This is a genomic window from Streptosporangium minutum, from assembly GCF_002149035.1.
Lineage (GTDB): Bacteria > Actinomycetota > Actinomycetes > Streptosporangiales > Streptosporangiaceae > Streptosporangium > Streptosporangium minutum.
In genome coordinates, this window is the sequence record NZ_NGFP01000253.1 from 1 (window position 1) to 13,398 (window position 13,398).

Below are 13,398 nucleotides of genomic sequence, written 5' to 3' on the forward strand. Positions count from 1 at the left end.
GGCGTGGGACCCCGTCACGGGCGACCCCCTCTCCCCCGCCATCGTGTGGCAGGACCGCCGGTCGGAGGGCATCTGCGCGGAGCTGGACGGGTTCAGGGACCGGATCGCCGAGCGGAGCGGGAGGACCCGGGTCGACGACCCGGTGCTGCTGCGCCACCTCATCTGGAAGGGCGTCGAGCGGGGCCTGCCGCTGCAGTTCCACATCGGGTACGGCGACCCCGACATCGACCTGCACCGCTCCGACCCGCTGCTGATGCGGGGGTTCATCGAGCTCGCCGAGCCCCGGGCCGTCCCGCTGCTCCTGCTGCACTGCTACCCGTTCCACCGCAACGCCGGATTCCTCGCCCAGGTCTACCCGAACGTCTACTTCGACGTCGGGCTGGGGGTGAACTACACCGGGGCGCGCAGCGTGGCCGTCGTGGCCGAGAGCCTGGAGCTGGCGCCGTTCGCCAAGATCCTCTTCTCCTCGGACGCCTGGGGCCCCGCGGAGCTGCACCATCTGGGCGCCCTGCTCTGGCGGCGGGCGATGACCCGGGTCCTGTCGGGCTTCGTCGCGGACGGGGAGTGGAGCGAGTCCCAGGCGGTGCGGGTCGCCACGATGATCGGCGCGGAGAACGCCCGCCGCGTCTACGGCCTCGGGGAGGACGCGTGACCGGCGTCCACGCCCGCGACGCGCGGGGAGCCGGACACCCTGCCGGTCGTGGAGGAGCGGGTGTCTCCCGGACCGCCCGCAACGGCGCCATGCACGGCTGGGCCCCGGGGGGCTTCCGGGCCCCCGGGGCGCAGCGGTCTCCGAGACGTGAAGCGGCCTGCCGGACCTGAGGTCAGCGGCCCCGGGACCCGGCGTCACCGGCTCCCGATGTGCACGGTGCCGCCCTTGGGGTCGACCGTGGAGAGGATGCCCGTCGGGACGCGGAACACCCGGCCGGGAGCCGCCGGCCACCACAGGCGCCTGCGGGCGACGACCTTCCCGCCCTGCCGCAGGACGACCTGCGGGAACGGGATGTAACGGTCGCTCCACAGCAGCAGGCGGCGCCGGGACGGGACGGGGTCGCCGGGACGCAGGATCTCCGGCGACACCCACCGGAAGGGCGCGTCGGCGACGAGACGCACCTGCCCGGCCGGCACGCTCTCGCCGTTCAGCCACGCGATGACGGAACGGGCCACGTGGGCGCCGTCGATCGCCGCGATGTCGGCGGTGTCGACCGGGTGCAGCATGTTGCCCACGGCGAACACGCCGGGCCGGTCCGTACGGAGCGCGCTGTCGACCAGCGGGCCCTTCGTGCCGGGGTCCAGGGTGATCCCCGCGGCACGCGCGAGCTCGTGGTCGGGGATCCAGTCGCCGGTGAGGACGAGCGTGTCGCACTCGACGACCCGTCGCTCACCGGTGTCGATGTTCTCGACCTCGACCGCTTCGAGCTCCGGCCGGCCGATGATCCGCGTCACGCGGGTGCGGGTGGCGACCCGGGTCCGGAAGAGGATCCTGCCGGGGACGCTGAAGAGGGAGTAGGAGTCCGGCCGGGGATACTCGGTGGTCATCAGGACGGTCCTGCAACCGGCCTCGCGCAGGGTCAGCGCGGCCGACCAGCTGACCAGCTCCGCGCCGACGATGACGGCCCTCCTGCCGACCTTCCCGTGCCGCAGGTGGACGAGGTTCTGCAGGTGCCCGGTGGTGTAGACGCCGCGGGAGCGGTCGCCGGGGATGAGGCGGGCGGGGCGTGGGCGCTCACGGGCCCCGGTGGCCAGGACGACGGCCCGCGCCTCGACCCGGATGCGGCCCTCCGGGGTGGTGGCCTCGATCGTGTGATCACCGGCCCAGCCCGTCACGGTGGCGTTCGTACGGATCGTCGCACCGGCGGCCTCGGCCTGCGCGACGAGCCTGCGGGCGTAGGCGGGCCCGCTCATGAAGCGCCGCATGTCCCTGATCCCGTAGCCGGGATGGTCGCTGTGCCGGGGGATGCCCCCGGCCGTGCTCTCCCGGTCGAGGACGAGGACGCCGCCGCCGAGCCTCGGCGCGAGCGCACGGGCGGCGCTCAGTCCGGACGGTCCCGCGCCGACGATGACGACGTCCGGGGTGAGGGTGGTGATGTCGGTTGTCATCGCTGTGCCTCCGGCGACGGGTGGCGCTGTTCACAGGCGCTCTCGCCCTTGGTGTCCATCAGTTTCCCGACCTCGGCGCCGCAGAAGAATCCCTGGCAGCGCCCGTTCATCGCCCGGGTCCGGCGGCGGAGCCCCTCCAGGCCGGACGGGGGGATCGGCGACCGGAAGGTGTCGCGGATCTCGCCGGCGGTCACCCGCTCGCAGAAGCAGACCACCCTGCCGTAGGCGGGGTCGCCGGCGATCCGGGCGGCGTCCTGGTACGGCCGCAGGCCGGCCTCCCCGAGGTTGGGCATGTGCGGCGGCTCCGGCAGCTCCTCCCGTGGCGTGAGCGCCAGGCCGGCTTCCCCGATCAGCTCGGCGACATGCTCGCCGACGGCGATGCCGGAGGTGAGGCCGGTCGAGCGGATCCCGCCGACCAGGACGTAGCGTCGCCCCGCGTCGGCCTCGATGAGGTAGTCCGGATGGTCGCTCGCCGCCCGCAGGCCGGCGTAGGTCGCCGTGACCTCCTCCCGCAGGAGGTCGGGCATCAGCTTCTCCCCCTTGTCCAGCAGGAACTCCAGCCCCTTCTCCGAGGTGCCGGTGTCGGTGCGGTCGGTGAGGTCCTCGGCGGTGGGGCCGAGCAGGACGTTGCCGTAGACGGTGGGACTGATCAGTACACCCTTGCCCTGTGAGGTGGGCACGGGCAGGATGATCTTGTCGACCAGCGGACGGGCGAGCTTGTCGTAGACCAGCAGCTCGCCGCGTCGCGGCGTGACGGTGAAACGGTCGTGGCCGAACAGCCGGTCGATGACGTCGGCGCCGAGTCCGGCCGCGTTGACGACCCAGCGGGCGTTCACCTCCCCGCCGGAGGTGCGCAGGACGGTACGGTCGCCGCGGTCCTCGACTGACTGCACCCTCCGGTTCAGCAGCAGCGTCACGCCGCGCAGGACGGCTTCCGTGGCCAGGGCGAGGTTGGTGGTCCAGGTGCAGATGATGGACTCGTCGGGAACGGTCAGACCGCCCAGAGCCCCTTCCCCGAGGTGGGGGACCTGCCGGTACACCTCGTCGCGGCCGACGATCCGCGTCCTGTCGTACCCGTTCCGCTCCGCCTTCTCCTTCAGGGCCGGCAGGGCGTCGAGCTCCTCCTCGGTCCAGGCCACCAGCAGGGCCCCGGTGTGCTCGACCGGGATGCCGGTCCGCTCCGCGTACTCGGAGAGCAGGCGGTAGCCCTCACGGACCAGGCGGGATTCGAGCGTGCCGGGTTTCGCATCGAAACCGGTGTGCAGAATGGCGGTGTTCGCCTTGCTCGTGCCGTCGCCGACGTCGCCGCGCGCGTCCAGCAGCGCGACGCTCAGCTCGTATCCGGCCAGTTTCCGGGCGATGGCCGAGCCGACGATGCCGGCACCGATCACCGCCACGTCGAACGTGGTGCCCATCGTCTCCCCCGTGGTGCTCACCGCCGTCTCCCCCGTGGTGTTCACCGCTCTCCTTCCCGTGTCACGGCAGCGGCGACGGCCTCTCCCCAGCGGGAACGGAAGTCGGCCGCCTGATCCGCGGACCATCGAGGTTCGTAGGTCGTGCTGGGCTCCCACGCGTCCACCGCGTCCTCAAGGGAGAGCGACGGGTCGAGCGAGGCGCGGGCCAGTGCCACCGCACCCAGCGGGGTGGCGTGCTGGGAGGGGTAGACGTCGATCCGGATCTGCATCAGATCGGCGACCGCCTGCATGAGAACGCGGCTGCGGGTGAGCCCGCCGTCCACGCGGAGCATGGTCAACGGCTGCCCGAGGTCGGCGGCGACGAGCTCGCCGACCTCGGCGACCTGCGCCGCGATCCCCTGCAGTACGGCGAGCACGAGGTGGCGCGGCCCGGTGGAGAGCGTCATCCCGGTGAACGCGGCCTTGGCGTCGGGACGCCACCAGGGGGCGGCCAGGCCGGCCAGCGCCGGGACGCACAGGACCCCTTCGGCGTCCGTGGCCGCGACGGCGTCGAGGTCCGCCGCGCTCTGGACGAAGCCGAGGTCCTGCAGCCACCGCACAGCGGAGGCGGCCGTGTAGACCTGGCCGTCGAAGCAGTAGGAGGTCTCCCCCCGGACGCGCCAGGCGACCGACGCGGCCAGTCCCGCCGTGGAGCGGGTGGCCGAGGTGCCGGTGTTGGCCAGCAGGAACGCGCCGGTGCCGAAGGTGCATTTCGCCTCGCCCGCCCTCAGGCAGTTCTCCGCGAGCAGCGCCGCCTGCTGGTCGACCACGAGCCCGGCGACGGGGACGTGCCCGCCGAACGCGGAGGTGCCGCCGACCACCTCGTCGCACGAGACGATGCGGGGCAGGCGCTCCTCGCCGAGCTGGAACAGTTCGAGCAGCTCCGCGTTCCACTCGACGTCGCTGAGCCGCGTCACCAGCGATCGGCTGGCCGTGGAGACGTCGGTGACGAACTCCCCGGTCAGATGGTGGACGATCCAGGAGTCCGAGGTGGTGACCACCCCTTCGCCCGTCACGTTCCGGCGCAGCCACGCCATCTTGGGGGCGGAGAAGTACGGGTCCAGGACGAGCCCGGTGGTGTCGGCGATCCGGTCCCTGAACCCGTCCAGCTCCGCGCAGATGCCCTCCGACCGGCGGTCCTGCCACACGATGGCGGGGGAGAGGGGGTCGCCCGTGACGGGGTCCCACGCCAGCACGGTCTCGCCCTGGTTCGCCAGCGTGACGGCGTCGATCCGCGCACCGGCCCGCGCGACGGCCTCGCGGCCGGCGTCGAGGACCGAGTCGAGCAGTTCGCGGGGGTCCTGCTCGACTCCTCCGCCGGGCAGGTAGGTGGGGCGGACGGGGAGCTCGGCGATGCCGAGCACCCCGCCGTCACCGTCGACGACGACCGCCTTGGTGCCGGATGTCCCCTGGTCTATCGCCAGTACCGTCGTCACCGCCCGAGCGCTCCGTCCGTGTCGTTGACGGCCCCCGTGCTCCTGGCGGCGTCGTCCTTGGCCGCGCCGGCGCCCTTGGCGGCGTCGGCGTTCAGCTCCGCGTCGATGGAATGCATGTCCGGCATCGCCAGCCCCTTGGCCCCACCGCGGGTGACCAGGAGGTACATCAGGTACGCGGCACCCAGGACCAGCATGATCAGCACGTAGGTCCACGGGTCCACGAACGAGGCGTCACGGAAGAGCAGCAGCTCGAACACCAGCCAGACCATCGCGACGACGATCACCGGGATCTCCCACCGGCCCAGGTCGAATCCCCTGCTCGGCGGCAGCGCCTTCCGCTTGACCACGTACATGACGACGGTCCCCGTGTAGATGATCGCGGGCAGCAGGGTGGCGGCGGCGAACAGCCCGAACAGGGCGTCGGTCCGGGTGGAGAAGATCGCCAGGATCAGCTCGCCGATGACGAGCATGAACACGGTGGCGTTCAGAGGCGTGCCGAACCGCGGCGAGACCTTCCGCCAGGCCTGCCAGCCGGGGAACCGCTCGTCGCGGGACATCGCCCACACCAGGCGCACCCCGGTCATGAGGATCACCATGCCGCAGGCGAAGATCGCGATCACCACCAGCACCAGCAGCGCCGTACCCACGACGGGGCCCAGCACCCGGGTGATCACATCGGCGATCGGCGTCGCCGACTTCGCCAGCTCGACCGGGTCACCGGCGAGCAGGGTGACGGCGACGAGGAACAGGAAGCCGAGCACGCCGGAGGCGAGAACCGCCTGCCACATGGCGCGGGGGACGACACGGGCCGGGTCCTTCGTCTCCTCCGCGAGGTTGGCCGCCGACTCGAAGCCGACGATCGTGAACGCGCCGAGCAGGAAGCCCAGCATCCACGGGCCCGCCGAGGTGAGCGTCCCGAAGCTGAGGTAGCCGTCGGCGGGGACGGCGCCGGTGCTGAACAGGTTCGCGAAGTTGACCTCCTTCGCGACGAACCCCACGCCGAGCAGGAGCAGGACGAGGGCGACCATGCCGATGAGCTCCGCGGTCACGGCGAAGTTGTTGACCCGCTCGGTCCACTTGGTGGAGAACGCCACCAGGAGGGCCTGGAAGAGGATGACCACCCCTGTGATCGCCCACGCGTTCAGCGCCGTCCCCTCGTACTGCAGCAGCACGGGCAGCACGGTGGAGGCGATGGTGTAGTCCACCGCGACGACCACGATCGCCAGGAACGTGAACGAGATCCAGCCGATGATCCACCCGAGCACGGGGTTCGCCAGCCGGGACATCCACTGGTAGGAGTATCCGGTCACCGGGATGCGCGCGGCCAGGGACCCGAAGATGAACGCGACGGCCAGCTGGCCGACGATCACGATCGGCCAGGTCCAGATGCCGGCCGGCCCGGAGCTGTTCAGCACCGAACCGTAGGTGGTGAAGATGCCGGTGGCGATCGAGACGAAGGCGAACGCGACGGCGAAGGAGGCGAAGCGGCCGGTGCCGCGCTTCATCGCCTGCTTGTAGCCGAACTCCTCGACGCCCGCGGTGCTCTCATTGCCGGGGGTGGGTGGTGAATACTGGGACATGGATTCCCAACTCCTATGTTTCCTGTCAGATGGCGCATCGGCTGGGGGGTCTGAGCCGGGTGGCGTTGCCGCGCCGCCCGGCTCCTCGAACCATCGGGGGTCCCTCAGGGCAGAACGATCACCCCGCCCTCGCCCGTGATGGCGTCCCGGATGCTCGGCGGAGGCTCCGCCTCCGTGATCAGGCCGTCGAACTCGTCCATGCCGGCGACTCGATGGCGGGCGACCCGGCCGAACTTGCTGGAGTCGGCGAGCACGTACGAGCGGGCCGCGTTCCTGAGGATCGTCCTGCGCACGGCGATCTCATCCAGGTAGTAGTCGGTCAGACCGGCCACGGCGTCCACGCCGCCGGACCCGAGGAACGCGATGTCCGGGTTCAGGTCCGTGAAGAACGACTGGGCGACCGAGTTCGAGAGCGCGAGGTCTCCTCCCCGCAGCCTGCCCCCGCAGACGAGGATCTCGACGCCGGCCCGCTCGGAGAGCTCGGCCGCGACCAGGAGGGAGCAGGTGGCCACGGTCCCGGAGAAGTCCAGCGGCAGGGCGCGGGCCACGTCGACGGCGGTGGTCCCCACATCGATCACGATCGTCTGGCCCGGGTGGATGAGCGCCGCCGCGGCGCGGCCGATGCGCTTCTTCGCCTCCGCGGCGGTCCCGGTCCGCTCGACGAACGGGGTCTCCTCCCCGGCGGCCTGCCCGAGCGCGATCGTCGCGCCTCCATGGACGCGCACCAGCTTTCCCCGGCGTTCGAGCAGGACGAAGTCACGGCGGATCGTCTCCGCCGACACGGCGAGCTCGCGCGCGAGGTCGTCGGTGCTGACCACGCGGGAGGCCCGCAACGCCTCACCGATCCGCGAATGCCGCTCAGCGGGCAGCATGCTTGCCCGCTTCTGTGGACTTCTGTGCTTGCATGAGGGGAAGTATGCGTGGCTGTTGATTAGAGCGTCAATATGTCGGGCTGCCGCAACCGGACTTTTTACTCAAATCTTCACCAAGTTCACGGTGGGGGCGATGGTGCGGGTCACTCCGGTGGTGGTGAAACAAGCGGCCCGGGGCGGTCAAGCACGTGGTCTCGGTGGCGGTTGCGCGGGGGAGTCGGGTGGTGGTGAAGCGGGGCGCCCCCAGGTCACTCCGGTGGCTGTTTCGCCATCTGGAACCAGACCACGCGTCCCGCCGGATCGTCGTGCCATCCCCACGCCGAGGCCAGCTCCCGCACCAGCCACAGCCCTCGGCCTCCGCCGCTGTCCGTGTCGACGTCCTGGTGGACCCGGGGAGTACGGCTGGCCGACCCCTGGTCGATCACATCGACATGGACCACCTCGGTGCGCTCGGTGACGATCACCGCCACCTGCCCGTCGGGGCGGCGGCCGGAGTCGGAGTGCCGCACCGAGTTGGTCACGAGCTCGGTGACGAGGAGGAGGGCCTCCTCCAGGTGGCTGGGGCCGACGGCTCCCAGCAGGTCGCGGACGTACAACCGGGCCTGCGGAACGGACGCGACGTCTCCGGGAAGGGCGACATGCCCCAGCATTACCGATGCCATCGCCTCACCGTCCCCGCGATTTACCCGGTCATGCCCGCAAGCCGTACAAAACTTGAGGAAATCACCATGATTGCGATAAACGGCGCCAAATGGGATGCCGATGATCGGTGTGGGCCTGCGGGGGATGGTCAGTCGAGCCGGAACGTCTCGACGAACGTGGCGACATGCGTGCCGGCCTCGGCCCAATCCCCGGCGGGGGCGAAGAACCAGAGTATCCCGGTGCCTCCCGAATCGGGGATGACGCACCGGGCGTAGAAGCGGAAGCGCATGCCCGACGCGTCCCTGTGCGCGAACCCGAACTCCAGCTCGGCGGCCCGCCCGCCGGCGAAAGGGACCGGACGACGGCTGAGCTCCTGATAGGAACCGGCCGCGACCATGTCTTTCCGGAGCGTGTCGCGCAATCGGTTGAGGATGTCGGTCGGCTGTCCGGTCTCCTTTCTTCCGGGGTCGGTGAAGACGCCCAAGTACCAGGAGGGCGAGGAGAGAGCCGAGCTTTCGGGACGTTCCCAGCTCACCTGGTCCTCGGACTCCTCCTTGCTCCAGCCGTCCGGCACCGCCAGGGAGAATCCGCGCCGGTCCCGGTGGAGGGTGAAGCCCCGGGGCAGCGCGGCCGGGACCGTGGAGGCCGCCGGGCTCCCCGACGGGCCGGGAGACTGAACGTGCGAGGACGCCGGGCTCCCCGAGGGGCCGGGAGACTGAATGTGGGAGGGAGCCGGGCTTCCGGTGGCGCCGGAGGTCTGGGTGGTCCCGCTCCCGGAGGGGATGCGCTGGGTCCCCCAGATCACCGTGACCACCACGGCCACCAGCGCCGTTCCCGTCGCCAGGGCCACCCGTCCGTAGGGCCGCCGGGAGGCCGCGGCGGATGTGGACTTCAGGCCCGCGTCCTCCCGGGCCGCTCCGTCGCCGCCGCCCGCCGGGTCCGAGCTCCCCGGGCTCCGTACGAGGGCCGCCTGTCCCCACTCGGCTCCGGCGGCCGTCGGCGAGAGCAGGGCCGTCGCCTGGCCGGCCGTCAGCCGTTCGGCCGGATCCTTCCTGAGCAGGCCGTCGATCACGGGACGGAGCCGGTCCACGTGCCGGGCCGGTGCCGGTGGCAGGTTGACGATCGCCGCGATCGTGGCCGCCGTGCTCTCCCGCTCGAACGGCCTGCGACCCTCCACCGCCTCGTACAGCGTCACGCCCACCGCCCACAGGTCGGAGGCCGCAGAGGCGCGCTCGCCTTCGATCTGCTCGGGCGCGAGATAGGCGGGTGTGCCGAGGAGCTGCCCGGTCCCGGTCAGGTCGGTGGTCTCGTGGGCGGCCGCCGAGATCCCGAAGTCGGTCAGCACGGCCCGGCCGCCCGTGAGCAGGATGTTGGCGGGTTTGACGTCCCGGTGCACGACCCCCGCCGCCTCCGCCGCCGCCAACGCGGAGATCACCTGCAGTCCGATCCGTGCGACCCTGTCCTCGGGCAGCCGCTGCTCGGCCCTGATCACCTGGGCCATGGACGGTCCGTCGACCAGCTCCATGACGATCCAGGGCAGGCCGTCCTCCTCGACCACGTCGTAGACGGTGACGATGCCGGGGTGGCCTCTCAGCGTGGCTGCCGTACGCGCCTCACGCAGGGTCCGCCGCAGCCGCTCCTCACGGTCCCGGGAGGTCAGCCCGGTGGACAGCGACACCTCCTTGACCGCCACGGTCTGCCGGAGCAGCTCGTCCCAGGCCCGCCAGACGAGCCCCATCCCGCCCTCACCGAGAGGCGCCTGCAACCGATACCGGCCTGCCAGCACACGTAACCGGTCACCTGGCATGTGGGGGAACCTACCGGTTCCCCCGTTCCCGATCCACAGAGATGCCGGATCCATGCCTCCGCCCGACCCCGGCCCCCCGGCCGCGTACGCGCCTCGCCCATGTTCGCGCTCACCTGAGCCTCGGCCCCCATACCGGGCTGATTGCTGACAGGCTGGAGGTATGCGGATCGACCTACACGTCCACTCCACCGCCAGTGACGGTACGGACCCTCCCGGAGCGCTGGCGGAGAAGGCGGTCGCGGCCGGGCTGGACGTGGTGGCGCTCACCGACCACGACACGACCGCCGGGTGGGAGACCGCCGCGGCCGCGCTGCCCGCGGGGCTGACGCTGGTGCGCGGCGCCGAGCTGTCGGGCCGCTGGTACGGCGCCGAGCCGACCGTGGGACTGCACCTGCTCGCCTACCTTTTCGACCCCGGCCACAGACCGCTGGCCGCGGAGCTGGCCCGGGTACGGCGCTCCCGTGAGCAGCGGGCGGAGAGAACGGTGGCGCTGCTGAACGACGGCGGCATCGACGTCACGGTCCCCGAGATACGCGAGTACGCGGCCGGCGGCACTGTGGGACGTCCCCATCTCGCCCAGGCGCTCATCCGGCGGGGCCTCGTCGGGACCGTGGGCGAGGCCTTCGCGCCGGAATGGCTGGGCCGCCGCTATCGCCTGCCCAAGGCCGACATCGACGCGTTCACCGCCGTCCGGCTGGTGAACGAGGCCGGCGGCGTCTCGGTGCTGGCGCACCCCCGGGCGAGCAGCCGGGGCCACATCGTGCCCGACACGCTGATCGCCGAACTCGCGGCGGCGGGCCTGTGGGGCGTCGAGGCGGACCACACGGACCACTCGGCGGCCGACCGCGCGCACGTGCGCCTGCTCGCCCGCGACCTGGGCCTGCGGGTCACCGGCTCCAGCGACTACCACGGCGCCAACAAGACCGTCCGCCTCGGAGCCTTCACCACCGACCCGTCCGTCTACGAGGACCTGATCTCCACCGCGACGGGCGCCGTACCCCTCGTCGGAGCGTCACGACCGCCGACACCCCCGACCGCCTGACGGCACGGCCGGGCGTCCGCATGACGTACTCGGCGGAGTCCGCGCAGGTCCCCGGACGTCGCTTTCGGCTCGGGCGGCTTGAAGGCGCGGTGATCCGTGCGGTCCATATGGATCCGTGCGGTCCATATGGTGGGCGGCCAACTGGAGCGGCGACGCAAATAGCCTGAATAATTGGGATATTTAACGTCTGGGGGTATTTATTCTTTTGGTTCCCTTGATTGCATCAAGTCTCTCCAGACTGTTAATCATGTCGCAGGCATGCAGGCCATGGAATGGCATAATCTTTTGCGGTCGGACCCCTGATTTCAGCCCTCATTGTGAGTGGCGTCCAAAGAAAGGCAACAGAAGATGCACAGAGCGGCCATCGGTCGGGTAAAGCTCATCTTCGCCCTGTTCGACGCCGACGGCACCGGCTATCTCGAAGCCGAGGACTTCGAACTCATGGCGACCCGTGTCGTCGCGGCGTCCCCCGATTCCAGCGACGCGGCCAAAGCCGCCATGCTGGCGGCTTTCCGGCGCTATTGGACGACTCTGGCCGCCGACCTGGACGCCGACCGCGACGGCCGCATCAGTTTTGAGGAGTACGCCGCGTGCGTGCTCTCCCCGGAGCGTTTCGACGGGGCGGTCACCGAATTCGCCGAGGCGCTGGCCGCGCTGGGCGACCCGGACGGCGACGGGCTCATCGAGCGGAGCGTCTTCGTGGCGCTCATGACGGCCATCGGCTTCGAGCGCGCGAACATCGACACGCTCTTCGACGCGTTCGAGCCATCGGACGCCGACCGGATCACGGTCTCGGTCTGGGTCACCGGCATCAAGGACTATTACAGCCCGGAGAAGGTGGGAATCGCGGGCGATCACCTGGTTGGCGAGCCGGCCTGATCGGGATCACGGCAGCCCGCACCTGCCGGACGCGGACATCCCGCGCTTCATGGCCGTTCGCCACGGCGTCCACTTCACCACCCACGACCACCCGGACCCGTGGGCGCCCCCACCGGAGAGGAGGACGCGTGCCAGGTGCCCAGAACACCGGTGTCGAAGGCGGCGTCGGACTGACCGCCCTCATGGTCGCCGCCGCGCGGGCGATCGAGACCCACCGACCCGATGCCCTGGCCGGCGACGCCTACGCCGAGCACTTCGTGCGTGCCGCCGGGGCGTCCGCGGCCTGGCCGGTCCGCCCGGCGGAGGTGCCGGACGGGGACGCGAACCCCCTGTGGGGCAGGCTGGGGCGCTATTTCGGCCTGCGCACCCGAGTCCTCGACGACTTCCTCGTCCGCTCCGCCCACGCGGGCGCCCGGCAGGTCGTGCTGCTCGGCGCGGGCCTTGACGCGCGAGCCTTCCGGCTCGACTGGCCGCCGGGCCGGGTCATCTACGAGATCGACCGCGACGGCGTCCTGGCGTTCAAACACCACGTGCTCGACGGCCTCGCCGCCATCCCGACGGCCACGCGCCGCCCGATCGCGGTCGATCTGCGCGACGACTGGGCCCGATCGCTGGTGAGCACGGGCTTCGACCCGACCGTGCCGACCGCGTGGCTGGCCGAGGGTCTGCTGCTCTATCTACCGCCGGCCGCCGAGCGGCTTCTCATCGATACCGTGGACCGCCTGAGCGCCGACGGAAGCACCCTGGCCTTCGAGGTCAAGCTCGGGACGGAGTCGCCGGAGGTCCGTGCCAGCCCCGTCTATGCCGCGGCCAGACAGCAGATCGGCATCGACCTGCTCGCCCTGTTCGACGGGGAGCCGCGTCCCGACTCCGTCGGCGACCTGAGGGGGCGGGGCTGGTCCACCGCGGTCTACACGCCCTTCGATTTCGCTCGCCACCACGGTCGCGGTCCACGCCCTGAGCCGAACGACGCTCTGGCAAGCAACCGCTGGGTGTTCGCGAACAGACCCGGCACGTACGTCTGACGGTGTGACCTTCCGAAGCGACGGAGACGTTGTGAGCGTCGCGGGGCGCGGGGAAGTGAACGGCTGGAGCAGGCTCAGCTTGGAGAAAGACTCGGAGAAGGAGAGGTGCTCACTCATCAGGCGATCCTGAGTTTCCGGATACGGAGGAGCAGCCGTAGGTAACGGAGTAGATCTCCATGGAGATCGATCCCCTCGGCGCGTCGAGGTCGTGGAAGTTCCGCGTCACGGCCGTCCCGAAAATGCGCGGGTACGCCTCGCGTATGGCCGTGTTGACTCGCGTGGCCAGGCGAACGCCGTTTCCGGTGCCGCCGTCGGCGGCGAAGGTGAGAACCATACCGGCGTGCTGTCCGGCCAGGCGGTCCCTGTGCTTGCGCAGCTCTTGCCGGATCTGTGCGGCCAGCATGTCGTCATGAGCGTCCGGGGTGACCTGGAACGAGATCGTGATCGGCTCCGCCCGGACGCCTCCGACACGGCCGGTGCAGGGAGACGGAACCGGTGAAGGACTGGGCGGCCGGGCGGGGGTGAGACTCTCCTCCGCAGGAGACGGGGTGGGCTCAGGTG

12 protein-coding genes are annotated in these 13,398 nt (G+C 71.0%); 4 read left to right on the forward strand and 8 right to left on the reverse strand.

What is annotated here, in order from left to right; all coding sequences use genetic code 11:
* On the forward strand, positions 1-652 hold a 652-nt coding region (locus CA984_RS36200; RefSeq protein WP_242676364.1), incomplete at its 5' end, for an amidohydrolase family protein.
* A 194-nt stretch (positions 653-846) separates the two neighbouring features.
* Here CA984_RS36200 and CA984_RS36205 read toward each other — a convergent pair.
* From CA984_RS36205 to CA984_RS36235, 7 genes are all read right to left on the reverse strand, one after another.
* Positions 847-2,100 (reverse strand): NAD(P)/FAD-dependent oxidoreductase, encoded by a 1,254-nt coding sequence (locus tag CA984_RS36205; protein ID WP_086577914.1) that lies wholly within the window; start codon positions 2,098-2,100, stop codon positions 847-849.
* Positions 2,097-3,560, reverse strand: coding sequence for an NAD(P)/FAD-dependent oxidoreductase (locus CA984_RS36210; protein ID WP_242676365.1), 1,464 nt, complete (start codon positions 3,558-3,560; stop codon positions 2,097-2,099). Before CA984_RS36210 ends, CA984_RS36205 begins: the two co-directional genes overlap by 4 nt.
* Positions 3,557-4,990, reverse strand: coding sequence for an FGGY family carbohydrate kinase (locus CA984_RS36215; protein WP_086577915.1), 1,434 nt, complete (start codon positions 4,988-4,990; stop codon positions 3,557-3,559). The genes CA984_RS36210 and CA984_RS36215 overlap by 4 nt, the downstream gene beginning before the upstream one ends.
* A complete protein-coding gene (locus CA984_RS36220) occupies positions 4,987-6,570 on the reverse strand; it encodes an amino acid permease (RefSeq protein ID WP_086577916.1) in 1,584 nt (527 codons plus the stop codon). The genes CA984_RS36215 and CA984_RS36220 overlap by 4 nt, the downstream gene beginning before the upstream one ends.
* Positions 6,571-6,674: 104 nt before the next feature.
* Positions 6,675-7,442, reverse strand: coding sequence for a DeoR/GlpR family DNA-binding transcription regulator (locus tag CA984_RS36225; protein ID WP_086577917.1), 768 nt, complete (start codon positions 7,440-7,442; stop codon positions 6,675-6,677).
* A gap of 248 nt (positions 7,443-7,690) precedes the next feature.
* Entirely contained in the window at positions 7,691-8,104 is a 414-nt protein-coding gene (locus tag CA984_RS36230) for an ATP-binding protein (RefSeq protein WP_086577918.1), read from the reverse strand.
* A gap of 128 nt (positions 8,105-8,232) precedes the next feature.
* Positions 8,233-9,945, reverse strand: a complete 1,713-nt coding sequence (locus tag CA984_RS36235) for a serine/threonine-protein kinase (RefSeq protein WP_086577919.1) — start codon at positions 9,943-9,945, stop codon at positions 8,233-8,235.
* Positions 9,946-10,051: 106 nt separating this feature from the next.
* On the opposite strand from CA984_RS36235, the gene CA984_RS36240 reads away from it, so the two are divergent.
* The 3 genes from CA984_RS36240 (at position 10,052) to CA984_RS36250 (ending at position 12,837) form a co-directional block, all read left to right on the forward strand.
* Positions 10,052-10,933, forward strand: coding sequence for a PHP domain-containing protein (locus CA984_RS36240; RefSeq protein ID WP_086577920.1), 882 nt, complete (start codon positions 10,052-10,054; stop codon positions 10,931-10,933).
* A 348-nt stretch (positions 10,934-11,281) separates the two neighbouring features.
* On the forward strand, positions 11,282-11,812 hold the full coding sequence (locus CA984_RS36245) for an EF-hand domain-containing protein (RefSeq protein ID WP_086577921.1): 531 nt from the start codon (positions 11,282-11,284) through the stop codon (positions 11,810-11,812).
* Between the two features lie 128 nt (positions 11,813-11,940).
* A complete protein-coding gene (locus tag CA984_RS36250) occupies positions 11,941-12,837 on the forward strand; it encodes a class I SAM-dependent methyltransferase (RefSeq protein ID WP_242676366.1) in 897 nt (298 codons plus the stop codon).
* Between the two features lie 109 nt (positions 12,838-12,946).
* Here CA984_RS36250 and CA984_RS36255 read toward each other — a convergent pair whose 3' ends face one another.
* Positions 12,947-13,240, reverse strand: a complete 294-nt coding sequence (locus CA984_RS36255; RefSeq protein ID WP_086577922.1) for a hypothetical protein — start codon at positions 13,238-13,240, stop codon at positions 12,947-12,949.
* Between the last annotated feature and the right edge of the window lie 158 nt (positions 13,241-13,398).